This is a genomic window from Phaeobacter italicus, assembly GCF_001258055.1.
GTDB classification, from domain to species: domain Bacteria; phylum Pseudomonadota; class Alphaproteobacteria; order Rhodobacterales; family Rhodobacteraceae; genus Phaeobacter; species Phaeobacter italicus.
Window position 1 is genome coordinate 331,157 of record NZ_CVRM01000031.1, and the last position, 26,308, is coordinate 357,464.

General features: G+C 61.0%; 21 protein-coding genes and 1 riboswitch. Of the genes, 13 read left to right on the top strand and 8 right to left on the bottom strand.

Annotated features, from left to right (window positions below):
- Positions 1-66 precede the first annotated feature (66 nt).
- The 3 genes from NIT7645_RS12850 to NIT7645_RS12860 all read right to left on the bottom strand — a co-directional run bounded on the left by NIT7645_RS12850 (position 67) and on the right by NIT7645_RS12860 (position 6,989).
- The gene (locus tag NIT7645_RS12850) at positions 67-3,726 is read right to left on the bottom strand and encodes a translocation/assembly module TamB domain-containing protein (RefSeq protein WP_082204884.1); all 3,660 of its coding nucleotides are present in this window, start codon (positions 3,724-3,726) and stop codon (positions 67-69) included.
- Positions 3,723-5,606 (bottom strand): autotransporter assembly complex protein TamA, encoded by a 1,884-nt coding sequence (locus tag NIT7645_RS12855; protein WP_008561303.1) that lies wholly within the window; start codon positions 5,604-5,606, stop codon positions 3,723-3,725. The genes NIT7645_RS12850 and NIT7645_RS12855 overlap by 4 nt, the downstream gene beginning before the upstream one ends.
- Before the next feature lie 150 nt (positions 5,607-5,756).
- On the bottom strand, positions 5,757-6,989 hold the full coding sequence (locus NIT7645_RS12860) for a urate hydroxylase PuuD (protein ID WP_008560209.1): 1,233 nt from the start codon (positions 6,987-6,989) through the stop codon (positions 5,757-5,759).
- A 181-nt stretch (positions 6,990-7,170) separates the two neighbouring features.
- On the opposite strand from NIT7645_RS12860, the gene NIT7645_RS12865 reads away from it, so the two are divergent.
- Positions 7,171-8,097, top strand: a complete 927-nt coding sequence (locus NIT7645_RS12865) for a LysR family transcriptional regulator (protein WP_008560531.1) — start codon at positions 7,171-7,173, stop codon at positions 8,095-8,097.
- A gap of 18 nt (positions 8,098-8,115) precedes the next feature.
- On the opposite strand, the gene uraH is transcribed toward NIT7645_RS12865, so the two are convergent.
- Positions 8,116-8,487, bottom strand: coding sequence for a hydroxyisourate hydrolase (gene uraH, locus NIT7645_RS12870; protein WP_008559496.1), 372 nt, complete (start codon positions 8,485-8,487; stop codon positions 8,116-8,118).
- 158 nt (positions 8,488-8,645) lie between these two features.
- On the opposite strand from uraH, the gene puuE reads away from it, so the two are divergent.
- From puuE to NIT7645_RS12885, 3 genes are all read left to right on the top strand, one after another.
- On the top strand, positions 8,646-10,061 hold the full coding sequence (puuE, locus tag NIT7645_RS12875; protein ID WP_008562455.1) for an allantoinase PuuE: 1,416 nt from the start codon (positions 8,646-8,648) through the stop codon (positions 10,059-10,061).
- A 43-nt stretch (positions 10,062-10,104) separates the two neighbouring features.
- Positions 10,105-10,590 carry an ureidoglycolate lyase gene (locus tag NIT7645_RS12880; RefSeq protein WP_008561464.1) on the top strand — a complete coding sequence of 162 codons (486 nt, stop codon included), beginning with the start codon at positions 10,105-10,107 and terminating at the stop codon, positions 10,588-10,590.
- 133 nt (positions 10,591-10,723) lie between these two features.
- Entirely contained in the window at positions 10,724-12,151 is a 1,428-nt protein-coding gene (locus tag NIT7645_RS12885; RefSeq protein ID WP_008562663.1) for a uracil-xanthine permease family protein, read from the top strand.
- A gap of 81 nt (positions 12,152-12,232) precedes the next feature.
- Here NIT7645_RS12885 and NIT7645_RS12890 read toward each other — a convergent pair whose 3' ends face one another.
- The 4 genes from NIT7645_RS12890 to NIT7645_RS12905 all read right to left on the bottom strand — a co-directional run bounded on the left by NIT7645_RS12890 (position 12,233) and on the right by NIT7645_RS12905 (position 15,587).
- Complete coding sequence (locus tag NIT7645_RS12890; RefSeq protein WP_173644462.1) at positions 12,233-13,216, bottom strand: type I glyceraldehyde-3-phosphate dehydrogenase; 984 nt, start codon at positions 13,214-13,216, stop codon at positions 12,233-12,235.
- Between the two features lie 119 nt (positions 13,217-13,335).
- Positions 13,336-13,728, bottom strand: a complete 393-nt coding sequence (locus NIT7645_RS12895; RefSeq protein ID WP_050687228.1) for a hypothetical protein — start codon at positions 13,726-13,728, stop codon at positions 13,336-13,338.
- A gap of 117 nt (positions 13,729-13,845) precedes the next feature.
- On the bottom strand, positions 13,846-14,676 hold the full coding sequence (locus NIT7645_RS12900; protein WP_008562201.1) for a bifunctional allantoicase/(S)-ureidoglycine aminohydrolase: 831 nt from the start codon (positions 14,674-14,676) through the stop codon (positions 13,846-13,848).
- Positions 14,677-14,816: 140 nt separating this feature from the next.
- Complete coding sequence (locus tag NIT7645_RS12905; protein ID WP_046210901.1) at positions 14,817-15,587, bottom strand: IclR family transcriptional regulator domain-containing protein; 771 nt, start codon at positions 15,585-15,587, stop codon at positions 14,817-14,819.
- A 405-nt stretch (positions 15,588-15,992) separates the two neighbouring features.
- Between NIT7645_RS12905 and NIT7645_RS12910 the strand changes: the two genes are divergently transcribed.
- The 9 genes from NIT7645_RS12910 to queF all read left to right on the top strand — a co-directional run bounded on the left by NIT7645_RS12910 (position 15,993) and on the right by queF (position 26,307).
- Positions 15,993-17,444, top strand: a complete 1,452-nt coding sequence (locus NIT7645_RS12910) for a glutamine synthetase family protein (protein WP_037302554.1) — start codon at positions 15,993-15,995, stop codon at positions 17,442-17,444.
- Positions 17,445-17,718: 274 nt separating this feature from the next.
- Positions 17,719-17,798: riboswitch (glycine riboswitch) on the top strand.
- A gap of 91 nt (positions 17,799-17,889) precedes the next feature.
- Entirely contained in the window at positions 17,890-19,032 is a 1,143-nt protein-coding gene (gene gcvT / locus NIT7645_RS12915) for a glycine cleavage system aminomethyltransferase GcvT (RefSeq protein WP_037302553.1), read from the top strand.
- A 41-nt stretch (positions 19,033-19,073) separates the two neighbouring features.
- Complete coding sequence (gene gcvH, locus NIT7645_RS12920; RefSeq protein WP_008562872.1) at positions 19,074-19,436, top strand: glycine cleavage system protein GcvH; 363 nt, start codon at positions 19,074-19,076, stop codon at positions 19,434-19,436.
- Positions 19,437-19,579: 143 nt separating this feature from the next.
- On the top strand, positions 19,580-22,429 hold the full coding sequence (gcvP, locus tag NIT7645_RS12925; protein WP_008560337.1) for an aminomethyl-transferring glycine dehydrogenase: 2,850 nt from the start codon (positions 19,580-19,582) through the stop codon (positions 22,427-22,429).
- 143 nt (positions 22,430-22,572) lie between these two features.
- The gene (locus tag NIT7645_RS12930) at positions 22,573-23,811 is read left to right on the top strand and encodes an acyl-CoA dehydrogenase family protein (RefSeq protein ID WP_008559371.1); all 1,239 of its coding nucleotides are present in this window, start codon (positions 22,573-22,575) and stop codon (positions 23,809-23,811) included.
- A gap of 231 nt (positions 23,812-24,042) precedes the next feature.
- Positions 24,043-24,741 carry a 7-cyano-7-deazaguanine synthase QueC gene (queC, locus tag NIT7645_RS12935; RefSeq protein WP_008559031.1) on the top strand — a complete coding sequence of 233 codons (699 nt, stop codon included), beginning with the start codon at positions 24,043-24,045 and terminating at the stop codon, positions 24,739-24,741.
- Positions 24,741-25,094 (top strand): 6-carboxytetrahydropterin synthase QueD, encoded by a 354-nt coding sequence (gene queD, locus NIT7645_RS12940; RefSeq protein WP_008562091.1) that lies wholly within the window; start codon positions 24,741-24,743, stop codon positions 25,092-25,094. Before queC ends, queD begins: the two co-directional genes overlap by 1 nt.
- Complete coding sequence (gene queE / locus NIT7645_RS12945; protein WP_050687231.1) at positions 25,091-25,798, top strand: 7-carboxy-7-deazaguanine synthase QueE; 708 nt, start codon at positions 25,091-25,093, stop codon at positions 25,796-25,798. Before queD ends, queE begins: the two co-directional genes overlap by 4 nt.
- A gap of 44 nt (positions 25,799-25,842) precedes the next feature.
- Positions 25,843-26,307, top strand: coding sequence for a preQ(1) synthase (queF, locus tag NIT7645_RS12950; protein ID WP_008559824.1), 465 nt, complete (start codon positions 25,843-25,845; stop codon positions 26,305-26,307).
- Position 26,308 lies beyond the last annotated feature (1 nt).

Consider the following 26,308-nt stretch of genomic DNA (forward strand, 5'->3'; position numbering starts at 1 on the left):
CTTGGGGTGAATTATCCCGGTGGCATCCACCGGGATTTTTTGTGACCTGCGGGAATGCCCCCGGGTTTAGTAGTCCCGCTTGAAGAACAGGCCAAACCCGGTTTCACCTTCGCCATCAACCTTGCCGGTGACGGTGACGCTCTTGCTGACATCGAGGTTGATGCTCAGCTCGCTTTCGCCGCGGGTGTTGACGTTGAAGTCGGTGTAGACGTTGTCAGAGATATAGCCGCCGATATCCAGCAGGCCGGATCCGAGGTTGTCGAGCCCGACTTCGACGTTGCTGGCGCCAGTTTCGTCCCTCAGTGCGCCTTCGACTCCGCTGCTTTGACCGCTGAGGCGGGCGACAGAGCCTGCCAAACGGGCAAGCGCGAGTGGCGACAGATCTTGGATGTTGTCGCCAAACAGCAAGAGCGCCAGTGCTTCCTCGCTTGGCCGTTCAGGGTCAGAAGTCACCTTGATTTGCGGGCTGTCGATCAGACCTGAGATTTCAAGCGTCGCGGTGCCTTCCGAGGTGGTGGCAGAGGAGCGCAGCAACAGATATGGGCGCAGATCTCCTTGCAGGGTGATTTGCCCCTCGTCCAGCGCGAGCCGACGGCCCAGAATGTCAAAGGTGCCCCGAATAAGGCTGATCTGGCCTGCCGGTGCCAAGTTGGCGGTGCTGCCGCGCAGGTGGATCTGGCCCCCCAGTTCGGCGCGTACGCCCCTGCCACGCGCAAATATCCGGTTTGGAGCGCTGATCATCACATCTAGCAGCGTCCGACCGCTGCCACCGCTTGCATTGTTGCCGCTGTTCAGCAGGCCTGCACGCGCGCGGGTGGTGCGGACAGCCTTGGGTTCAGAAACATGGCGGATCTCGGGAATGGGGGCTGCGGTGACAGAGCCGCCGGCGGTGGCGAGGTTGATGTTGGTTTCCCCCACATTGATGCGACCAGACAGCCTATTGGTGCCGATTAGCCCGCCTTGCAGGGAGAGAGCGCCGGACAGCCGTGTGTCGTAGGACAGCTTGTCGCTCAGCACCACGTCAGACAGGGAGATATTCAGACCGGCGTCAAACGGGGCCGTCAGGCCAATGGGGCCGGAAATCTGCAGCTGGCCGCCGTCACGGGGGCGCGCACTCAGGGTGATGCTTGCGCGCGAGTTTGCGATCGAGACAGTGCTGTTGATGCCGTCTATCCGTTGGGCTGCAGCAGGAATAGCAAGTGAGGCATCACTGGTTCTGATTTGACCACTGAGCGCGCCAAGACCCGGGGGGCCGTTCAGTGCCAGGTCGAACTGCGCCGCCCCGCGCAACAGGTTTGGCGCGATAAACGGGTTGATCCCTTCCAGCCGTAGCTGACCGTTTGCATCGATATCTGCGGTTCCGGCGACTTCGTCCCAGGTGCCGCGCACTGTGCTGGTCACGCCGGCCGGGCCTTCGGCGCGACTGTCGATGGTCCAGACCCCTGCGCGTCTCTCGGCGGTGCCGGTTGCCGTCAGTTGGCCTGCCAGCTCGGGCACAAACCGCTGAACCTGCGCGACCAGGGCGTCAAACGAAATGTCAGCGTCGCCCTTGTCCTCGCTCACCCGGCCCTCAAGCTGCGCTGACAACCCCGCAGGGCCATCAGCGTTGCCGTCAAAGGTCCAGACGCCAGCCCTGCGCGCGCCGGTGCCCTTGACCTCAAGAGAGCCAGCGAGCGTCGGGATAAAGCGTTCCAATGCGTTGATTGCCGCATCAACTGTCAGGTTGCTATCACCATTGAGGTTTACATCGCCCGATAGCGTTGCCAGCGACGACCGTGGGCCGCGGAGTTGTGCGACCCCGGAAAAGATGTCGTGATCACGCGTGATATCCGCTGAAAACTCCAGCGCGCCGGGGGCCTGCGGAAGGATCTTCTCCAGCTCCTTTAGCGTGGCGCCCAAGGTCAGTTGCCCGCTGGTGCTGCCAAGGGTTCCCTGGGCGTTGGCTGCCAGGGCTTTGGCCGCGAGATCGAAATGGTCGATCCGCAGTCCGTTTTCGTCGCGACCCGCCTGCAAGGCGATTGTGCTGGTGCCACCGATCAGGTCATCGACCGGAGCGAGACCGGAAGACAGATCCTGCCCCAGCACGGAAAGGTCGACGTCAAAAGCACCAGAAAGAGGGGTGGCAGAGCCGGAAACGGTTGCCGTGACGCGCCCTGACAGGGATTGACCGCTCAGATCGGAGAGGCGCGAAATATCCTGCAATCCTGCCCGCAAATCGGCAGCAACCCGAAGGCCGCTTTCCAATCCTTCAAGCGTCAGATCGCCACTGGCCTGATAGTCTGTTCCGGACAAATCCATGCTGGTGATGCGGACTGCCCCAGGGCCATCAGTTGTGACCCGCCCCTCAAAGTGCAGGCTGTCGCCAATAGCACGCGCCAAAGCCGGGTCGGTGAGGGCAAGACCGTTCAGCGAGGCGGTGATCTGCCCGTCCAATGCAAAGGCCGGGCTTTGATCCAATGTGCCTGTCATTTGCAGTTCTGCCGAAGCAAGCGAAACGTCCGGCGTGCTGAAGCGGTCGGCCTGCGCAGCAATCACCCACTCCCGACCTTCGGGTTTGCGGGCGTGCAGTGACAGGGCAGAAACGGTGGTCGATCCGCCAGATACGGGAAGAACGACAGCAATCTGATCGTTGGGCGGCGTAATATCGGCGCGAATGTCCGCCTGTTGCAGCATACCGCCAGCCGCCATTTCAACGCCGCCGCTGACGTTCAGGGCCTGGGTGCTGAGCAGCAGGTTGTCGATAACAAGGCCACCCGCAGCTTTGGTCTGGCCGCGCAACCGTGCCTGCATGTCGGGGCCAAAGAAAGGTTGGTAGACAGGTTCAACCAGTTCGGTGATGTCGCCGGTCAGATCCGCAGAGAACTCGATCGGGCGGGCGTCGATTTCTCCCTCCGAGGGGGGCTCTCCTGCTGCGGCCAGTACAACCTGACCTGTCAGACGTTCGCTGCCATCTGTCTTGAGCACAAGATCCGCATTGAAATCGGACACGGGGCCCTTGCCGGTCAGGACCAGATCAATATCCGGCCCCCCCGGCAAGTTCAGCGTGCTAGATACCAGGCCGCCATTATCTTCGTGCAGGGTCATGTCCAGCGTGATGTTGCCCGTGGCGTTGGCAAACCCTGCGCGGAGATCGAGCGTATCGCTTGCGCGGTCCAATCGGGTAATGGTCAGCTGGCTGTCCAGTGCACCATCGGCAAGCGTCAGCGTGCCATCCACATCCAGAACCGCGGCCACCCCGGCGAGCTGTTCTCCAAGCGTCAGCTCTGCCACCGAAAGCTCGCCGATCTTGATGGCAACCGGCAGTTCGGGGAGCTGAAAAGGAGTGGCTTCGGGTGCAGGCAGATCCGGGTCTTCCAGCGGCGTTGTGGGTGCACGTTCGATGTGGATGCGATCCGCCTTGAGCGCGTTGACGGAGAAGTTCCCGCGCAGCAACGCCAGGCGGTTCCAATCCAGCTCTGCTCCTTCGATGGTGAGCCAAACGCCATCGGCGTCTGCCACTGTCAGCTTGTCCAATGTTGCACGGGAAGAAAGCGCGCCCTCAAGACCCGTGACGCGGATTGCCCGGCTTTCCCCTGACAGCGTATCCTCAAGAAAATCGACAAGGAGCCCGCCAGAGCTCTCGCTCTCCTGGGCTATGGCCACAGGGGCTGAACCGATCAGGCTTGTGCTCAGCAACACGGGGGCGAGCACGGAGGCCGGGCGCAGATATGCGGGAATGCGGGTCAAAATGCCTGTCCTATGCCAATGTAGAATTGCAGCCCATCTTCCGTGTCACCGTTGACCGGATAGGCCAGATCCAGTCGGATTGCGCCAATGCCGGTCACGTCGTAACGCAAGCCAACCCCGGCCCCTGCGTGTCTGGCGGAATCTGACGACACGAAACTCTCGCTGTCGACAAACCCCACGTCGTAAAACCCGACAAGCGTGATCTTCTCTGCAACCCTTGCGCGGATCTCACCGGACAGCGCGAGATATCCGCGGCCGCCGGAAATACCGCCAGCGGCAGGAACGCCGAGCGACTGGAATTCCTGTCCGCGCACGGATCCCGCACCACCAGAATAAAACAGAAGTGTCGGAGAGACCTCGGACACGCTGGGGCCAATGACGGAACCAAGCTGCATCCGGCCGGCCAGCACAATCCTGTCAGAACCGCCAAGAGACCGATAGGCACGCCCATCGAAACGCAGCTGGACCCCAGACTTTGTTCCGTCCACGCCGACAAAGGGCAGGACGCGTGCATCCAGGTAATAGCCGCTTGTGGCGCTCAGACTGCTGTCACGGCCGTCATATTCCACCCGCACCCGGCCCAGAAGGAACTTGAACCGCCGTTTGCCATACACGTCTTCTGCAAGCGTGCTGGCAAAACCGAGCGCTGCTTCGCCAAACAGCTTGTCGGAATAGACGCGACGCACACCAAAGGCACCATAGCCCTGGGTGGCGGTGTAATGCTCTTCATCCAGCTTTTCGGCCTCAAGCAGATAGAACTGGCTGTCGTCGGGCCCGAATGCCGCAGGGCGGTCCAGCCGAACCGCAATTCGTCCGTCCAGATCATTGGCGCTGCCAATGCCGGAAAGACGCGTTTCAAACCGCAGCCGCTCGGCCCCGCCAAAGAGATTGCGGTGGGTCCAGGTGCCGCTGACTTCCAACCCATCAGACGAGCTGATTTCGGCACCAAAGGTCAGCCTGCGTGGGGGCAGGTCTTCAATCGTTGCGACATAGTCCAGCGTGCCATCTGGATTGGCGCGCTCTTCTGGGCGGATGGTGACGGATGCGAAACTACCGGTGCGGCGCAACCGAGTGGCAGATTGCGACAAAAGATCAGGGTGGAACACTTCGCCGGTTGGAAAGCCTGCAATGCGTTGGATCGCATCGGGGCGCACCGCAGAGGCCGAGGCGAGTTTCAGCTGGCCAAAGCGCAGGCGGGGGCCGGGGGCAAGGCGCAGGCTGGCGTTCAGCCGCGCTTCGACGTGATTTGCCGTAATCAACTGCCCACCGACATCTGCCTGCGGGTGGCCTGCATAACGCCAGTTCTCTACTCCGGCGTTGGCGGCATCGCGCAGTACGGCGGTGGTTGCGGTGCGGCCTGACGCGAACGCCTCCGGGATGTCCACTTCCTGCGGTGAGGGCAGTGGCGCGATCTCTGCCCGCCCAAAAGTGAACTGGCGACCAGGGCGCACGGTTATGGCAATTTGATCAATGGATCTTGGCGGGTTCAGCAGCTGGATGGAGGCTGCCTCGCGACCATCCATGCGGATCTGCACGACGGGAGAAAAATAACCCTGATCGTAAAGCACCTGCACCAGGGTCCGGTAATCAGAGAGAGCCGCTGCGAGAAGCGGCTGAACCCCGGTTTCGCCGCGTGCGCTTGCAGACAGGGTGGCAGAGGCGGCGCGCAGCCGGTCGCGCAGATCCCCGTCCGAACCCGGCGCATCCAGCCGGGCCTCAACCGCAAGCGCCTTGCCCGCGCCGCCACAAAGGAGCAGCGCCGCAACAGCGAGCGAGCACAGAGTACGAACCCAGCCCTGACGGGGAGCGATGGCCCCACCGGACCAGAGATGTTTCGGCGATTGAAGGGTGCGGCGCCGCTGAACTCGATAAAGTGACATGGGTGCTCCGGGCAGGGTGCAGAAATGGCCTTTCCCTGCCGAAGCGGTGACGCTGTGTCAGCTGCGACCGGGCAGGAACACAGCTAACATAGGGCCCGGGTTCGGTAAAACGACAATAACTTGAGACTGCAGGTGTTTGCGGGTCCGTGCCTACATCTGAGCGGCGCGAAACCAGGCCCGAATTGCGGCGCGGTCTTCGGGTTCCATATAGGTGATATTGGCCGGTGGCATGGCATGGGTCACACCCGCTTGCAGATAGATTTCATTCGCCCGGCTCGCGACATCGGCTTCGGTTTCCAGCAAAACGCCTTTTGGGGCGGTGCGGATGCCGTCCCAGAATGGCTCGCGGGCATGGCACATGCTGCAGCGGCCGAGGACGATTTCATGGACGTCCTCGAAACCCTCGGCGTTGGCCATGACGAGAGCGGTGCCGCTCAACGTGGCCTCTTCGAATGCTTCGTCGCCTTCATGTTCCAGCCCAAGGGAGGACAGGATGATCACCCCCAGAAACAGAAGTGCTGTTGCAAGCCATGTCCAGGTCGGATTGCCCGCGCGGGCATGACGGGTGTTGAAATAGTGCCGGATCGTAACCCCCATCAGAAACACAAGTGCCGCGATCACCCAGTTGTATTCGCTCGCAAAGGCCAGCGGGTAGTGGTTGGACAGCATCAGGAACACGACGGGAAGTGTCAGGTAGTTGTTGTGGGTGGAGCGCAGTTTGGCGATCTTGCCGTATTTGGCATCGGGGGTGCGGCCTTCCTGCAGGTCTTTCACCACGATGCGCTGGTTCGGCATGATGATGAAAAACACATTCGCTGTCATGATGGTCGCGGTAAAGGCACCAAGGTGCAGCATCATGGCCCGCCCGGTAAAGACCTGGTTCAGCCCCCAGCCCATCGCAACCAGCATCACGAACAGCAGCACCATCAACAGCGTCGGGCGTTCGGCCAGGCCGGATTTGCATAGACGGTCATAGACCAGCCATCCAATCGACAGCGTCGCCGCCGAGATGAGGATCCCCTGCCAAAGCGCCAGATCCGCTTTGGATTGGTCGATCAGATACAATTCGCCGCCGACCCAATAGACGACCATCAGCAGGGCAAAGCCGGACAGCCAGGTCGAATAGCTTTCCCATTTGAACCAGGTCAGATGATCCGGCATCTCTGCCGGAGCGACGAGGTATTTGCGGATGTGATAAAACCCACCACCGTGCACCTGCCATTCCTCGCCGTGGGCTCCGGGCGGAAGATCTGGTGCCTTGCGCAGTCCAAGATCCAGCGCGATGAAATAGAAAGACGAGCCGATCCAGGCGATCGCGGTGATCACATGCAGCCAGCGGATGGCAAATCCTAGCCAATCCCACATCATCAACAGCTCAAACATTGCGTCTTTGTCCTTCGTATCCTTGGCATTGCGCTATGAGGCCTGCCCGCGCAGTCTCGCCTTTGGCTAGGCGGAATGAGGGCAGGGCAGTTCCGTCACCCTAGGCAAACCCGTGTTTCTTCGGTATTCCCATATACTGCCAAACTGTATCAAAAAAACTGGAACAATCGCAGGTCGCGTCATGTCTTATCTCGATAACATCCGCACATTTGTTCGCGTCTACGAACTGGGGTCCATGTCTGCGGCTGGGCGGGATCTGCGGGTATCGCCGGCGGTGACCTCGGCCAGAATTTCCCAGCTTGAGGAATATCTTGGCGTGCGCCTGTTCCAGCGCACCACGCGCAACCTGACTGCAACCGAACAGGGGCGCGCCTTTTACGATGGGGCCGTTGCGGTGCTGGATGCGGTGGATGAGGCCGAGGCAAAGGTCATGCATCTGACCGAAACCCCGCGCGGGACGTTGTTTGTGGCTGCACCTCTCGGGTTGGGGCGTCGCCTTTTGGCTCCGCAAGTGCCAGAGTTCCTGGACAGATATCCCGAAATCAACCTGCGCCTGCGCCTGTCAGACCGAGCCGTCGACCTGACGAGCGAAGGATTGGATCTGGCCTTTTTCCTCGGCCAGCCGGAGGACAGCAATCTGCGCATCCGCAAGATCGCGGATTGTCCGCGTGTGCTGTGTGCAGCACCCGACTACATTGCGCGTCGCGGAATGCCCCAGGACGGCAGCGCCTTGTTGCGGGATGGCCATGACTGCCTGAATCTGCGCTATCCGGGAGCAAGTGAATTCCAATGGCTCTTGCAGACAGCGGATGGCCCACGACGCTTTGCCGTCAGCGGGCGGTACGAATGCGATGATGGCGATGTGCTGACCGATTGGGCGCTGGCGGGTGAGGGGATCATCCTCAAGCCGGAGTTTGAGGTTGCCGATCATCTGACCTCTGGGCGGCTAGTTCCCGTCGCCACCCAAACCCCACCTGTGCCGGTTCAACTGGCCTGTCTTTACACCCATCGCCGCCACCAGGATCCGAAAACCCGGCTGTTCATGGAATACATGATTGCACAACTCAGCGAGGTGTTGCGCCAGTCTGGTGCTGCGGGGGCAGACTGATCTCGCCCAACCCGTGGATCAGCTGCCGCGATACGTTGAATAGCCAAAGGGCGACAGCAGCAGCGGCACATGATAGTGGGCACTGCCGTCGGTGATGCCAAAGCGGATCGGGACTTCATCAAGGAACAAAAGTTCCCCCGATGCCTGACCGCTGGCGCGCAGGTATTCTCCGGCTTCGAATACCAGCTCATAGGTTCCGGTCACAAAATCCTTCTTCGGCAAGATGGGGCTGTCGGTGCGGCCATCGGCATTGGTCAGCATCCGCGCCAGTTCGGTCCGGCCGCGTTCATCGAGACGGTACAGGCGGATCTGCAGACCCGCAGCAGGGCAACCCCGTGAAGTATCCAGAACATGGGTGGTCAGATAGCCGGCGTCTGATTGGGTGCTCATCGTCAGTGTCCTCCTGCTGGGCCCTTTGCATCTGCCTGATGCGCCGAGGCGCTGCAAACATGCGTGTTCTGATAGTGTATTCGGGAAAATTTGAAAAATGGCTGTGATCTTCTGCCATAGTAATGTCCTGATACCGTTTGAAAAGAGGCGTCCTTTCCATGAACAGATACCCCCGCAACATGATCGGCTATGGCGCGACACCGCCGGATGCCGCCTGGCCTGGTGGGGCCAAGGTCGCGGTGCAATTTGTGCTGAACTACGAAGAGGGCGGCGAGAACAATATCCTGCATGGGGATGCGGGATCTGAGGCGTTCCTGTCAGATATTGCCGGTGCAGCACCCTGGCCGGGGCAGCGTCATTGGAACATGGAATCGATCTACGATTACGGCGCGCGTGCCGGTTTTTGGCGCCTGCACCGGATGTTTACGGCTGCGGGGATCCCGGTCACCATCTATGGTGTTGCGACGGCGTTGGCCCGCTCTCCCGAACAGGTGGCCGCGATGAAATCTGCGGGCTGGGAAATTGCCTCTCACGGGTTGAAGTGGGTCGAGCACAAGGACATGCCCGAGCCAGATGAGCGCGCGGCGATTGCAGAGGCCGTTCGGCTCCATACCGAGGTCGTGGGTGAACGGCCGCGTGGCTGGTACACGGGACGCTGCAGCGAGAACACGGTGCGGTTGGTGGCCGAAGAGGGCGGTTTCGACTACGTCTCTGATACCTATGACGATGATCTGCCGCATTGGATGGAATTTGGCGATCGCGACCAGCTGATTATCCCCTACACGCTTGAGGCAAACGATATGCGGTTCGCAACCGCGCCGGGCTACATCACCGGAGAGCAGTTTTATCAGTATCTCAAGGATGCTTTTGATCTGCTCTATACCGAGGGAGAGGCCGGGGCCCCCAAGATGATGTCCATCGGGTTGCACTGCCGTCTGATTGGCCGTCCGGGCAAAGCAGCAGGGCTGAAGCGGTTTCTCGACTACATCAGCGGTTTCTCTGACGTGTGGTGCCCGCGCCGCATTGATATTGCAGAACATTGGGCAGCGACCCACCCCCACCAGCGCCGGGACCGGCCCAGCAAGATGGCGAGAGACGAATTTGTCGCCGCATACGGCGGTATCTTTGAACACTCTCCCTGGATCGCGGAACGCGCCTTTGATCTCGAACTGGGACCAGCCCATGACCGTGCAGCGGGGCTGCATAATGCCCTGTGCCGGATGTTCCGTTCTGCCAGCGAAGACGAGCGTCTGGGCGTTTTGCGCGCTCACCCCGATCTTGCGGGGAAACTGGCGGCGGCCAAGCGCCTGACAGCAGAAAGCACGTCAGAGCAGGCCTCTGCCGGGCTGGATGCGCTGACCGACGCGGAGCGCGCCCGCTTTAGTGAGCTCAACGCGGCCTATGTCGAAAAACACGGCTTTCCCTTTATCATTGCGGTGCGTGATCACGATAAGGCGTCTATTTTGCAGGCGTTTGTTCAGCGCATCGAGAATGACCGTGCGACAGAATTTGACGAGGCTTGCAGGCAGGTAGAGCGCATCGCAGAGTTTCGTCTGATGGATCTGCTGCCATGAAGCAATTGGATCGGTGGCCGGTTTCCAGCGTGCAGGGGGCGTCATGCAGACAATCGTAATCCAGCCGATGATCGCAGCGGCCTTTGCGCCGTTTGGAGATCTGATCGACTGTTCCGGCGCTGCTGACAAAATCATCAATCAGGGCCTGTGCGGTCGGTTCCATGACCGCGCGCAGATGGATTTTGCCGACGGGCGCGCAGGCATCAGCCTGTTTCGTGCCGAGCCGCGTCATCTGCCGTTGTCGCTTGAAATGGTAGAGCGCCACCCAGAGGGCAGTCAGGCCTTCATCCCCATGAGCGAACATGGCTTTCTGGTGATTGTGGCGCCGGACGATGCGGGAAAGCCGGGGCAGCCGCTGGCATTTGAAACGGCACCGGGGCAGGCGATCAACTTTCATCGGGGTACTTGGCACGGTGTGCTGACGCCGCTTCATGCGCCCGGGCTTTTTGCCGTTGTTGATCGCATAGGGGACGGCGCCAATCTCGAAGAACACTGGTTTGAAACTGCTTTTCAAGTGGTTCGACCCTGAAACGCATCAAGCGGCGCATCCCTGCAGGGGCTGCGCCGTTTTCATTTACTGAAGGCAGTCCAGAAAACGAGGCTGCCGCACCAAAGACCAAAGAAAGACCAATAGAAAAAAATCAAACAGAGAGGGACAAACCATGGCCGACGGGTCGATTGGAACGCCGGATCAGTTGAAAGATCCGAACTACACGCCACCACTGGGCAAGGCCGTACCGCTGGGAATTCAGCACGTATTGGCGATGTTCGTGTCAAACGTCACGCCAGCAATCATTGTTGCGGGCGCTGCGGGGTTTGGCTTTGGATCGAACTCGCCCGATTTTCCAGAGCTGTTGTATCTGATCCAGATGTCGATGCTGTTTGCAGGGGTGGCGACCCTGATGCAGACGCTGACAATCGGTCCGGTTGGGGCTGCCCTGCCGATTGTGCAGGGCACCAGTTTTGCGTTTCTGCCCATCATGATCCCGCTGGTGGCGGGCAAGGGGGTTGATGCGCTGGCAGCGCTCTACGGCGGTGTTCTGGTCGGCGGCGTCTTTCACGCAGCGCTGGGGCTGGTGATTGGGCGTATTCGTTTTGCTCTGCCACCGCTTGTCACCGGTCTGGTTGTCACGATGATCGGTCTCGCCCTGGTCAAGGTGGGCATCCAATATGCCGCCGGAGGTGTGCCGGCGATTGGGACACCGGAATATGGCTCGCTTCTTAACTGGTCCGCCGCACTTGTTGTGATCGTCGTCACCTTGGGGCTGAAGTTTTTTGCCCGCGGGATGCTGTCGGTTTCGGCTGTTCTGATGGGGCTGATCGTGGGGTACGCCTATGCGATGTTGATGGGAATGGTCACGGTCGAGGCAATCGGTACCAGCTGGTCGCGTGCCGCGAGTTTTGCCCTGCCGGTGCCGTTCAAATATGGGCTGGAGTTCTCCTTTGCGGCCATTCTGGGGTTCTGCCTGATGGCCTTTGTGTCGGCCGTCGAAACCGTGGGCGATGTCAGCGGCATCGCGCGGGGTGGCGCCGGGCGCGAAGCAACCGACGAAGAAATTGCCGGGGCAACCTATGCTGATGGTCTTGGCTCTGCCGTGGCGGGGATCTTTGGCGGTTTGCCGAACACGTCTTTCAGTCAGAATGTGGGCCTGATCGCGATGACCGGCGTGATGAGCCGCCACGTCGTGACAATTGGCGCGCTCTTCCTGATCCTCTGCGGGCTGGTGCCTAAGGTGGGGGCGATTATCCGCACCATTCCGATCGAGGTGCTGGGCGGTGGCGTGATCGTCATGTTCGGCATGGTCGTGGCTGCAGGCATTTCCATGCTGTCCGATGTGGACTGGAACCGTCGCAATATGGTGATCTTTGCGATTTCGCTTTCGGTCGGACTTGGCCTGCAGCTAGAGCCTGGCGCGGTGCAGTATCTGCCAGATACGCTGCGGGTTCTGATGACATCGGGCCTGTTGCCGGCGGCGCTAATTGCAATCGTGCTGAATTTGGTTCTGCCGCAAGAGCTGGCGAGTGAGGCAACGGAAGAGGTCTCTGGCGGCCTGTCGGGTCAGGGGCGTGGCAGCCTACCTGGCCGTTGATCGACAGAGCAGCGACTTTCAGAGCAAAAAAGGGCCGCGTCAGGGATGGCGCGGCCCTTTGCTATGTTTGTGGCGGGTCTTTCACCCAGCCATCAGGCGCGCCATGTCGATCATGCGCGCGGAAAAGCCCCATTCGTTGTCATACCAGCCAAACAGCCGCAGCTGGTGGTCAGCGACGCTGCGGCTCTCTGGCCCTGCCAAGATCAGCGATTCAGGGCGCGCGCGCAGATCAGAGGACACCAGCGGGTGATCCGTCCATCCCAGAACGGGCGAGACATCAACAGCCGCGCGCAGGGCCGTATCGGCGAAATCTTCTGCAAGCGGGGTTTTGGTCCGAACGACCAGATCGACGGCAGAAACGCTGGCGGTGGGGACACGCACGGCAGCGCCGCTGATACGCCCGGCCAGATGCGGCATGACCTCATCAATGAGATGCATGGCGGAGGTGGTGGTTGGCACCATCGACAGCGCCCCAGCGCGTGAGCGTGCGAAATCCCCGCGCGGTGCGTCGACCATCGGCTGGGAGTTGGTGTAGCAGTGGATCGTGGTCATGTGACCGCTGTCGATCCCGACAAGCTGGTCGACCAGCTTGACCAGTGGGGCCAATCCGTTTGTGGTGCAGGACGCGTTGGAGATGATGCGGGCGTCTCCAAGCTCGTCTTCATTTGCGCCCAGAACCACCGTGCGTTCAGCTGCGGGGGAGGGGCCGGAGATCAGCACCTTGCGCGCGCCGGCCGACAGCCCGCGCTCGGCAACATCGGAGGTGCGGGCAATACCGGTACATTCCAACACCACGTCAACGCCAGTCAGGTCCAGCGTGCTCAGATCTGCGGTCTGGCTAAAGGCAATACGCCGCCCGGCAACAACAAGCGCGCCGTCTTCGGTACGGACGTCTTCGGGAAAGGGGCCAAAGGTGCTGTCGTATTGGAACAGGTAGGCACACATGTCCAAGGGGGCGATGTCATTGATGCGCACCACCTCGATCCCGTCGCCGCGTGGCGTCGTCAGGATCTGGCGCAAGATTGCGCGGCCGATGCGGCCGAATCCGTTGAGTGCTATTTTCATGCCCAAGCTATGACAGGGCAGGCAATGGGGCTCAATCCGCAACAGCGGCAATTGCGTCGTGGTTTCGGTCACAATTGCCTGTGCAGTGTTTCAGGTGGGCAAGGCGCGCGTGATTTGTGTCAGTCGCAGCTGAGACGCGCGAAATACGCACCGCTGATCGTGCGCATCATCGTATTTGTATAAACGCGGCAGCCGGTTGCGCCTCGCAGGGCGCGCGCGGCTTGTCTCGCGCTCAGCAGCGAGGGACGGCGAAACGCCTCAAGCTTGGGGTTTTGGCGCACGGCCATGTAGATCGGTGCATCTACGCCCAGCCGTTCGGTCGCCTTGGCGTGTGCTGGCGTGTCTTCGACGACCGGTCCGACGTGCCATATCGCGCCCTCGACCGTCACGGAGGTTAATCCCGCTGCTGGGTCAGACCCCGCGGCGAGCGGGCTGGCGGGCAGGGATATGATCGCAGCGAGCAGGCCCGCTGCAATCATGAGGCGGAGGGTTGATTGCTGGCAGTTGGACATGGGGGCACCTCGGCTGGTTCGGGTGGGTCACGGAACTAGACCCGTTCACCACAGCTTGCCCATGCCTGGGTGCGCTGCATAGGGGAAAACCGACAGCGCAACCGCATCGCCCGCTGCTCAGCGCAGCGGGCTGAGCGGCATGTGGCGATTGACGTCCTTGTAAAGCAGATAGCGGAACCGCCCGGGTCCACCCGCATAACAGGCCTGCGGGCAAAACGCGCGCAACCACATGAAATCACCCGCTTCAACTTCAACCCAGTCCTGGTTGAGCCGGTAAACGGCCTTTCCCTCCAGCACAAAGAGCCCGTGCTCCATGACGTGGGTTTCCGCAAACGGGATGACGCCGCCGGGCTCGAAGGTGACAATGGTCACATGCATGTCATGGGACAGATCTGCAGGATCTACAAAGCGGGTCGTGGCCCATCGGCCTTCGGTGCCCGGCATCGCAGTTGGGGCCACGTCGCGTTCATTGGTGATCAGGGGGGCGGGTTTGCTGACACCAGGCGCAGCTTCCCACCGTTTGCGGATCCAGTGAAAACCGGCGGCGGTGTCAGAGCGGTTGTGCAAAGTCCAGGACGCGCCCGCCGGGATATAGGCATAGCCGCCATCTTCCAGCTGATGCGTGTCGCCGTCGATGCTCAGCGTGAGCTGGCCCTCGGTGACAAACAACACAGATTGCGCGCCTGCGTCGCTCTCGGGGGTGTCGGATCCGCCGCCGGGCTGAAGCTCCACGATATATTGCGAAAAGGTTTCGGCAAACCCGCTGAGCGGGCGGGCGATGACCCACATCCGCATGCCGTCCCAGCCGGGCAGGAACGAGGTGGTGATATCTCGCATGGTACCCTTAGGGATCACCGCATAGGCATCGGTGAACATTGCCCGATCGGTCAAGAGCTGCTCCTGCCCCGGATGCCCCCCCTTGGGGGTGTAGTAACGCGGTGGGGTCATTTGTGATCCTTTCCTCATGCGATGGATCAGTTATGCGCCGCCCCCTCGGTGGGTCCAAGGGGGGCAGAGCAGGTAACATTCTTCGTGAAATTTTGAATATGGGGTGCGACGCGCGCCGACGGGCACCTATCGCCCCATTCTCAGAGCTCGGCGAGTGCCTGGCTCTGACGCAATTCGGCTGCACAGACTTGCAGCGCACGCAGCGACCGTTCGGTATCCTGCGCTGGTGTGACGCCGCGCGGAGAGGAGCTGCCCACCACAATCGGGGTCTGGCCGGGGCGTGAAACCGGCACCGCATAGCCGACAATTCCGGTTTCAAATTCGCTGTCCGTCACGGCATAGCCGCGTTCCCGCGCGAGACTGACCCGTGACAGGATCTGTGCAGGCTCGGTCAGCGACTGTTCCGTATGACGTGGGATTTCTGCGTGGGCCAGAACCTCTGCTGCGTCCTCGACCGTCAGGCAGGCCATCAGCATCCGGCCCAGGCTGGTATGGACCAGCGGGATATGCGCACCGGCGGTAAAGCCATATGTGATCGGCGCATGTTCGACGGTGGATTGCGCGAGCAAAAGAACGCGCCCCTGATCCAATGTGGCCAACGTAATTTCGGCATCCAGACTGGCGGCGTGACGGTTCAGCACTGGCTGGATCTTGCGGCCAAAGTGATTGGCCTGAAGAAACCCGCCCGACAACGCCAGCACTTTCGGGGTCAGCGACAGAACGCGGCCCTGTTGGCGCAGGTAGCCGGCCTGCACCAAAGTCAGTGCACCCCGCCGGGCCGTTGCCCGATCTTGTCCGGTGCGCCGGGCAATCTCGGCCAGTGTCAGTGTCGGAGTGGCGGCATCAAATACCGCAAGCACGGCCAGCCCTTTGGCAAAGCTCGAGGAAATATTGCGATCTTGGTCAGTCATGGTGTCTTTCAAAACGAACGGGGCGGGTCCAGCCAGCGAATGAACCTGCGTCAAAATAGTCTCGGGACAGATCATTGGTGCGCCACCTGTGTGCCGTCAACCCGCTAGACGACCCCCTTGCGCCATCAGCGTCACGACGCCACGTTGCTGCAGGTTTTCCCGAAAACGCGTTATTGGATAGCATGTTAATCATCGTTCAATCGGGGGTTACTTTTTCACCGAAGTTTCACATAAGGGTCTGGACCTTAAACTCTTTTTTGTTCAACCCTTCAATTATACCAACGTGTAACAAGCGCCCGCATGGCGCCGTCATCATCAGGCGCCAGAATGGGCTCTCTTGCGGCAGGACCAACTGCCGAACTGCCCGGATGCTGCTGCGCGCCGCAGGCAGGGACGAGAGCAGACATGAGCAGCACGGTTGCCAAAGGGGATTTGGCCCGCATGGGTCTACTGGGCGCCACCGCCTGTGAGCAGGCAGAGGCGGTGATCGCGCAGGCCGCAGCGGCGCGGCTGGAAACCATCCGTGTCCTGTTCGTCGACCAGCATGGCATTCTGCGCGGCAAGACAATCGTGGCGTCTGCCTTCAGGCGGCTGTTCGAATGCGGGATCGCGGTTCCTTCGACGCTGCTGTTAAAGGACACGGCACATCGCACCGCCTTTCCTGTCTGGAGCGAAAACCCGGAGGACGAAGTCACCCCGATGCAGGGGGCAAGTGACGTCCTGTTGGTGCCCCGGCCTGAGAGTTTTCGGATCCTCCCCTGGTCGCCGCACTCTGCCTGGATCTTCTGCCATGTCGCGTTTCATGACGGCGCACCGGTGCCGTTTGGCTCGGCTCATGTGCTTGCGCGGGCGATGGATACTTTGTCGGAACAGGGGATGGAGCTGGTTGTCGGGCTCGAAGTTGAGTTCCAGATCTTCGAGCGGCTGGACCCCTCGCTGGGTCACAGCCAATCCGGGATGCCCGGCGTTCCGATCCAGACACGCAATCTGATCCAGGGGTATCAATATCTGACCGCAACCCGCTATGGAGAGGCCGAAGCCATTTTGGACAGGCTGCGTCGCCATGCCCAGGCTCTCGGTCTGCCGGTGCGCACGGTCGAGATCGAGATGGGGCCAAGCCAGTTCGAGTTCACGTTCGAACATGCCGACCCGTTGACCCAGGCCGATGCGATGGTGATGTTTCGCACAATGGTCAAAGAGGTCTGTGCCGCGCAGGGGCTGCACGCCAGTTTCATGCCCAAGCCCCGCCAGGATCATGCAATGGCCAACGGCTGGCATATTCACCAATCCCTGACCGTTCCCACCAGTGGCCGCAATCTGTTTATGCCGGAAACCGCAGAGACCCTGACGCCCGAGGCAAGTGGCTGGATGGCGGGGCTCCTCACCCATGCAGAGGCGATGTCGGTGCTCGTTGCGCCCACCGTCAACAGCTACAAGCGATATCTGCCGTTCCAGCTGGCCCCCAATCGGGTGCAATGGGGGCGGGACAACCGCGGCGCAATGCTGCGGGCTTTGATGCGGCCCGGCGATCAGGGTAGCCGTGTCGAAAATCGTGCGCCAGACAGTTCCGCCAATCCGTATTTCGCGCTCGCGGCGCAGATCATCGCTGGCAGCGAGGGGATCGCGGCAGGGCGTCAGGCACCAGCGCCGACGGTTTCGCCTTATTCCGATGATGCGCAAAAACTGCCGCGTTCCTTGGGACAGGCGCTGCAGGCGTTTCGGGCCTCTGACCTGTTCAGAACTGCGCTGGGTCAGGATGTGGTCGACTATATCTCGCACCTCAAAGAGGTCGAATGGGCCCGCTATCTCGACACCGTAAGCGAGTGGGAGCAGGCAGAGTATTTCAATCTCTACTGACCTGTTGACGGTTCGCAATCTGCCCTTGCGTCAGTCAGCGGTTATGATTCGGGTAATCCACTGACGAGGTTGAGAAAATAATTGCACATAAAAAGCGGCAATAGCCCGGTTCAAAGCGGCATTTCCGGCATTTGTTTATTGCGAGGCGGCAGGTGCCTTGCTAGTGTATGCGCGCGTATGCGGGAGAACCGGCGCAGCTGCTGTCACGGCCGCTGACACCGGTGCCGAAGGAGCAACCGCCCCGGAAACTCTCAGGCACAAGGGACCGTACACGCGCATCAACTCTGGAGAGATCCGGTCAAAGCCGGACGCCGAAGGGATAACGATCTCAGGCGAAGGGACAGAGGGGGCATCAGGTTGCACAGGTGTTCCTGTGCGCAATCCAGGTGCCGGAAACTGCCGTCATTTCTGACCAGCCCGGCCCGTGTTTATGGGACGGACACGCATGTCGGCTGACACGACGTCGAGTGATTTGAAGAAGACCCCTTTGTTTGACCTCCATCAGGAGCTGGGTGGAAAAATGGTGCCTTTCGCCGGCTATGCGATGCCGGTGCAGTATCCGATGGGCATCATGGGTGAGCACAGCCATACACGCACCAGAACTGGTCTTTTTGACGTAAGCCACATGGGGCAGGTGATCCTGACCGGTGACAGCTATGAAGCGGTCGCCAGGGCGTTCGAAACCCTTGTCCCAATGGATGTGCTGGGCCTGAAGGAGGGCCGCCAGCGCTATGGTCTGTTCACCAATGATGCAGGCGGCATCGAGGACGATCTGATGTTTGCCAATCGCGGGGATCATCTGTTTGTGGTCGTCAACGCGGCATGCAAGGACGCTGATATCGCCCGAATGAAAGCCGCGCTGGAACCAGCTGTCACCGTGACGCCGGTGACCGATCGCGCCCTTGTTGCGCTACAGGGGCCGGGGGCCGAGGCCGCACTGGCGGCGTTGACCCCTGCGGCAAGAGATATGTCTTTTATGGATGTGGCCACGCTGGATCTGGACGGGGTGGAAATTTGGGTGTCACGCTCGGGCTACACCGGCGAAGATGGCTATGAGATTTCCATCCCCGAAGCCCATGCCGAAACAGTCGTTCGCAAGCTGCTGGCACAGGACGGCGTGGCGCCTATCGGGCTCGGCGCCCGTGACTCGCTGCGGCTTGAGGGCGGCATGTGTCTCTATGGTCATGATATCGATGCAACCACCGGGCCGATCGCGGCGTCGCTTGGTTGGGCTATTCAGAAGGTGCGCCGCCCCAACGGTGATCGCGCGGGCGGCTTTCCGGGGGCAGCGGCCGTTTTTGCGGAAATCGAGGCCGGTGCATCGCAACGCCGTGTCGGGCTCAAACCTGAAGGGCGCGCACCGATGCGCGAAGGGGTTCTGCTGTTCAAAGAAGCCGAAGGAGGTGAGCCCATTGGCCGCGTGACCTCCGGCGGATTTGGCCCCACTGTCGGTGGCCCTGTCGCGATGGGCTACGTGTCCGCTGACCTCAGTCAGGTCGGAACCACCCTGTTTGGTGAGCTGCGCGGCAAACGCCAGCCCATCACCGTTCATGCGCTGCCTTTCGTGGCGGCCAATTTCAAGCGCTGATCCCGGCGCAATTCCCCAGCCATCTGCAAAGGAAGAGACAGATGAAATACACCGAAGAACATGAATGGCTGCTGGCCGAAAGCGACGATCTGATCACCGTCGGCATCACCAATCACGCAGCTGAACAGCTGGGTGACGTGGTTTTCGTGGAACTGCCCGAGGTCGGCACCGAGGTTTCCAAGGACGATGAAATCGTGGTGATCGAATCCGTCAAGGCGGCTTCCGACATTCTGGCTCCGCTGGATGGTGAAATCGTCGAGGTGAACGAGGCCCTGGCGGACAACCCCGGCAAGGTAAACGAAGATCCGCAGGGCGAAGCCTGGTTCTTCAAGATCAAGCCGTCTGATCTGTCCCCGATGGACGATTACATGGATGAAGCCGGTTACAAGGACTTCATCGGTTAATCCCTTCGGCCCCGCCTGCGCAATGTTGCGCGGCGGGGTTTTTTGATCGCTGTTCCCGCATTTTCAGCGGTGTCATTCCGCATGCCCGGGCCAGCCCGCAGCATCCCGCTGCCTTAACCTCCTGTTGCTGAAGAGGGCGACACATGTCTTTTGAACCCACGGACTATCTGCCGTATGACTTTGCCAACCGCCGCCATATTGGCCCGTCTCCCGAAGAGATGGACGACATGCTGGCCGTGGTCGGCGCCGAGAGCCTGGATGCGCTGATCGACGACACCGTACCGGCCACCATTCGCCAGGCTGCCGCGCTGGAGTTTGGCCGCCCTCTGTCGGAACGCGAACTGCTGCACCACATGCGTGAGGTCGCAGGCAAGAACGTTCTGAAAACCTCGCTGATCGGCCAGGGCTACCACGGCACCGTGACCCCGCCCGCCATTCAGCGCAACATCCTGGAAAACCCGGCCTGGTACACCGCCTACACGCCCTATCAGCCCGAAATTTCGCAGGGGCGTCTTGAGGCGCTGTTGAACTTCCAGACCATGATCTCGGATCTGACCGGTCTGGAAATCGCCAATGCCTCGCTGCTGGACGAGGCCACCGCCTGCGCCGAAGCGATGACCGTGGCCCAGCGGGTTTCCAAATCGAAAGCCAAGGCGTTTTTTGTCGACCGCGACTGCCACCCACAGAACATCGCCGTGATCCAGACCCGCGCCGAGCCGCTGGGGATCGAGGTCATTGTCGGCAACCCTGACAAGCTGGAGGCGGACAAGGTCTTTGGCGCCATCTTCCAATACCCCGGCACCTATGGCCACGTGCGTGACTTCACCGACCACATCGCCCAGCTGCACGCGCATAAGGCCATCGGCATCGTTGCAGCCGACCCGCTATCGCTGACCCTGCTGAAAGAGCCGGGCGCAATGGGCGCGGATATCGCTGTCGGCTCGACCCAGCGCTTTGGTGTGCCGGTGGGCGCAGGCGGTCCGCATGCGGCCTATATGGCGACCAAGGACGCTTACAAGCGCTCGATCCCCGGCCGGATTGTCGGCGTCTCGGTCGATGCGCATGGAAACCGGGCCTATCGTCTGTCGCTGCAGACCCGCGAACAGCACATCCGCCGCGAAAAAGCGACCTCCAACGTCTGTACCGCGCAGGCCCTGCTGGCGGTGATGGCGTCAATGTACGCGGTTTTCCACGGGCCCAAGGGGCTGAAGGCCATCGCGCAGCGCATCCATCGCAAAACCGTGCGTCTGGCCCGCGGGCTGGAAGGGGCCGGGTTCAGCGTTGATCCCAGATCCTTCTTCGATACGATCACCGTGGATGTGGGGCCGCTGCAATCGGCGGTGCTGAAATCCGCGGTAGATGAGGGGCTGAACCTGCGTCGCGTTGGCGAAACCCGGGTTGGTATCACCCTCGATGAAGTGACCCGCCCCGAAACCATCGAAGCGGTCTGGCGTGCCTTTGGCATTCGCCGCAAGGACGATGACTTCACGCATGAATACCGGGTGCCGGAGAACATGCACCGCACGTCGGAGTATCTGACGCATCCGATTTTCCACATGAACCGGGCCGAGACCGAGATGATGCGCTACATGCGTCGCCTCGCGGATCGCGATCTGGCGCTGGACCGTGCGATGATCCCGCTGGGCTCCTGCACCATGAAGCTCAACGCCGCGGCGGAAATGATGCCGCTCAGCTGGCCGGAGTTCGCAAATATCCACCCCTTTGCGCCTGCGGATCAGATGCAGGGCTATGCAGAGATGGTGCGCGATCTCTCCGACAAACTGTGCCAGATCACCGGCTATGATGCGATTTCCATGCAGCCGAACTCCGGCGCGCAGGGTGAATACGCAGGCCTCCTGTCCATCGCGGCCTATCATCGCGCCAACGGGCAGGGCCACCGCAACATCTGTCTGATCCCGATGTCCGCTCATGGCACCAACCCGGCTTCTGCCCAGATGGTGGGGTGGAAGGTTGTCGTGGTGAAATCCGCCGACAACGGCGATATCGACCTCGATGATTTCCGCGAAAAGGCAGAGAAACACGCCGAGAACCTCGCAGGCTGCATGATCACCTATCCCTCGACCCACGGCGTGTTCGAGGAAACCGTGCATGAGGTCTGCAAGATCACCCACGATCATGGCGGGCAGGTCTATATCGACGGGGCCAATATGAACGCCATGGTGGGCCTGTCGCGTCCCGGAGATCTGGGCGGCGATGTGAGCCACCTGAACCTGCATAAAACCTTTGCCATTCCTCACGGCGGCGGTGGCCCCGGCATGGGTCCGATCGGCGTCAAGGCGCATCTGCAGCCGCATCTGCCCGGCCACCCGGAAACCGGCGGGCAGGAGGGTCCGGTCTCGGCCGCGCCCTTCGGCTCTGCCTCGATCCTGACCATCAGCTGGGCCTACTGCCTGATGATGGGCGGCGCGGGTCTGACGCAGGCAACGAAGGTGGCGATCCTCAATGCCAACTACATCGCCAAGCGTCTCGAAGGGGCCTATGACGTGCTTTACAAGGGGCCCACGGGCCGCGTCGCGCATGAGTGCATTCTGGACACTCGCCCGTTCGAGGCCAGCGCAAATGTCACTGTAGACGATGTTGCCAAACGTCTGATCGACAGCGGTTTCCATGCACCAACAATGTCCTGGCCGGTTGCTGGCACGCTGATGGTGGAGCCGACAGAATCCGAGACCAAGGCCGAGCTGGACCGTTTCTGCGAGGCCATGCTGTCGATCCGCGAGGAAATCCGCGCGGTCGAGGCAGGGGAAATGGACGCAGAGAACAACGCGCTGAAAAACGCCCCTCACACGATGGAAGACCTCGTGAAAGACTGGGATCGCCCCTATTCCCGCGAACAGGGCTGCTTCCCTCCGGGTGCGTTCCGGGTGGACAAATACTGGCCGCCGGTCAACCGCGTCGACAACGCTTACGGTGACCGGCATCTGGTCTGCACCTGCCCCCCGATGGAAGACTACGCCGAGGCGGCAGAGTAAATCGCTGACAAACGGGCCCTCCGGGGCCCGTTTTTCTGTCCTGTGCAGCCTATCCATCCGTGACGTCCCGTCACGCGGCTGGACAGCGACACAACCCCCGCGCCATGCTGCCGCCGAGGGAAACAACACAAAGAGGCGCCGGGATGGACATGAACTTGGGTATGCGCAGCGAAAACCGCGCGCTTCTGGATCGGGTGGCGGCAATGATCCGCGACGAGATCATGCCGATGGAGGCCGCGTATCACGCCGAGATCTCAAAGGGCGACCGCTGGCAATACACCGACCGTCAGGCCGAAATCCTTGAAGGCCTGAAAGCCAAGGCCAAGGCCGAGGGTCTGTGGAATTTCTGGCTCACCGACAGTGACAAGGGGTTTGGTCTCTCCACCGTGGAATACGCCTATTTCGCTGAGGAAATGGGTAAAACCCCGCTGGGGGCAGAGGTCTTTAACTGCTCCGCGCCGGATACCGGCAATATGGAGGTGTTCGAACGCTACGGCACCGAGGCGATGAAACAGCAATGGCTCGCCCCGCTCCTGCAGGGAGAGATCCGCTCCGCCTATCTGATGACAGAGCCGGATGTGGCCAGCTCGGATGCGACCAATATCTCGATGTCCTGCGTACGCGATGGCGATGACTACGTGCTGAATGGCGAAAAATGGTGGGCCTCTGGTGCCGGGGATCCGCGCTGCAAGGTTTATATCGTCATGGTGCGCACCGGTGGGGACGACCTGCCCAAACACAAGCGTCAGTCAATGATCGTGGTACCAGCGGATACGCCGGGGATCGAGGTGCTGCGCCCGATGGAGGTCTATGGCCACGACGATGCCCCCCACGGCCATATGCACATCCGCTTTTCAGATGTGCGGGTGCCTGCTGAAAACATGCTGCTGGGCGAAGGGCGCGGGTTCGAGATCGCGCAGGGCCGCCTTGGGCCGGGGCGTATCCACCACTGTATGCGGGCCATTGGTCAGGCTGAAAGCGCGCTGGAACAGCTCTGCCGCCGCTCACTGCGCCGCGAGGCCTTTGGCAAGCCGCTGGCCCAGCTGGGCGCCAACTACGACATCATCGCCGAATGCCGGATGGAAATCGAAATGGCCCGTCTCCTCTGCCTCAAGGCGGCGTGGTACATGGATCAGGGGGACCCCCGCGCTGCCGCGCCTTGGATCAGTCAGATCAAGGTGGTCGCCCCCCGCGTCGCGCTGAAGGTGATCGACGAGGCGGTGCAGATGCACGGGGGGCAGGGCATCAGTCAGGACACGCCGCTGGCGCAGGCCTGGACCCATGTGCGCACCCTGCGCCTCGCCGATGGTCCCGATGCCGTTCACCGCAGGCAGGTCGCGCGGGCAGAGCTAAAGGCCTACAGTCAGGAAGACCTGGGCTGAAATAGCACGACAGAAAAAAGCAAAAGGCGCCACCGATAAGGTTGGCGCCTTTTTGCTGCGTTCTCTTATCTATCTGAAAACAATCAGCAACCCCCCGTTCTGAACGCTCTCGCGTCGCAATCGTGACGTCCGGGAAATTCTCTGTGGATATCTTGTCGACGTACACGTCAGTCGTTATACGCACGCTCTCCGGTCGCAGCCTACCCGGATATCAAAACAAGGACTGAAAACTTGAAAACACTTGTCATCTGCTCGGGCGGGCTCGATTCCGTGTCCCTTGCCCATGTACTTGCTGCCCAAGGGCAGCTGTCGCGTTTGGTGTCGTTCGACTACGGGCAGCGCCACCGCAAGGAACTCGACTACGCCGCCGCCTGCGGGCAGCGGCTTGGGGTTCCACATGAGATCATTGATATGCGTTCGATCGGTGCTGCGCTCAGCGGCTCGGCGTTGACGGATGATATCGATGTGCCGGACGGGCATTACGCCGAAGAGACCATGAAGGTCACTGTCGTGCCCAACCGGAACGCCATCATGCTGACCATTGCCTACGGGATTGCCGCCGCCAAGGGCGACACGGCTGTCGCAACCGCGGTTCATGGCGGCGATCACTTCATCTACCCGGATTGTCGTCCGGCCTTTACCGACGCATTTGACGCAATGCAGCGCATGGCGCTGGATGGCTATGCTGACGTGTCGCTGGTGACGCCTTTTGTGCATCGCTCCAAAGGGGACATTGTCGCCGCAGGAGCGGCCGTGAACACCCCCTTTGCCGAGACATGGTCCTGCTACAAGGGCGGCGAACATCACTGCGGGCGCTGCGGCACCTGCGTAGAGCGGCGCGAGGCCTTTGATCTGGCGGGGGTTGAGGATCCGACAGTCTATGCTGATCCCGATTTCTGGCGCACAGCGATCAAAGACGGGGGTGCGTGATGTTCCGGATCACCAAGGAATTCCACTTCTCCGCGTCCCATCAGCTGACGCATCTGCCAGCGGATCACCAATGTGCCAGGCTGCATGGGCACAACTACATCGTGGTGGTCGAACTGGCGGGGGCCGAGCTGAACAGCGATGGCTTTGTGCGGGACTATCACGAGCTTGCACCGCTGAAGAATTACATCGACGGCAGCTTTGATCACCGCCATCTGAATGACGTGATGGAGGGCCCCTCCACCGCAGAAAACATGGCGCGCTACTTCTACGATTGGTGCGTGTCGCGTTGGCCAGAAACCGCCGCTGTGCGGGTGTCCGAGACCCCGAAAACCTGGGCTGAGTATCGACCATGAGTTTACGTATCGCCGAAATTTTCGGCCCCACGATCCAGGGTGAAGGCGCCCTGATCGGGGAGCCAACAGTCTTCGTGCGCACAGGCGGTTGCGATTATCGCTGCAGCTGGTGCGACAGTCTCCATGCGGTGGACAGCAAGTTCCGCGACACATGGATGCCAATGACAACTCGCGACGTCTGGGCAGAGGTCACGCATCTCAGTGGCGGGCAGCCGTTGACCGTGTCTCTGTCCGGCGGCAACCCGGCCATCCAGGACTTTGCCGAGTTGATCGCCATGGGAAAAGAGGCGGGCTATCGCTTTGCCTGCGAAACCCAGGGATCGATCAGCCAGGCCTGGTTCAGCAAGCTGGACACGCTTGTGCTCAGCCCGAAACCGCCGTCCAGCGGACACAAGGTCGATTGGCTCAAATTCGGATCCTGTCTGGCGGCTGCAAAAGACTGCCCAAACGTGGTGCTGAAGATCGTGGTCTTTGACGAAGTGGACTACGACTGGGCGCGCGTAGTGGCGGATCGTTACCCGGAACTGCCGCTCTACCTTCAGCCCGGCAACCCGACAGTCGATCCCGAAACTCCCGTTGATCTGACAGAGACGACCGCCCGCCTGCGTTGGTTGATCGACAAAGTCACAGCCGACAAGTGGTTTGCCCCGCGTGTGCTGCCGCAACTGCATGTCCTTGTCTGGGGCAATCAGCGCGGCGTCTGACCGGCGCAAGAGACCATATCGCAGGATCCCATTGGAGACGCATCATGAGTGAAGATATCTACCAAAACCTCAAACAACTGGGCGGTGCCACCGTCATGCCGTCCAGCCCGGAAGACGCCGAATTGGAGCGCGTCGAAAATCCGCAGGCCGATGTGGCCTACAACGTGCGTTTCACAGCGCCGGAGTTCACGTCCCTCTGCCCGATGACGGGCCAGCCCGATTTCGCCCATCTGGTGATCGACTATGTCCCCGGCAAATGGCTGGTGGAAAGCAAATCGCTAAAGCTGTTCCTTGGCTCGTTCCGAAATCACGGTGCCTTCCACGAGGATTGCACTGTCTCCATCGCGCGCCGTCTTGCCGATTTCCTGGAGCCCCAATGGCTCCGGATTGGCGGATATTGGTATCCGCGAGGTGGTATTCCCATTGATGTCTTCTGGCAGACCGGGCCGCTGCCAGACGGCGTATGGATCCCCGATCAGGGCGTGCCGCCCTATCGTGGGCGGGGTTAAG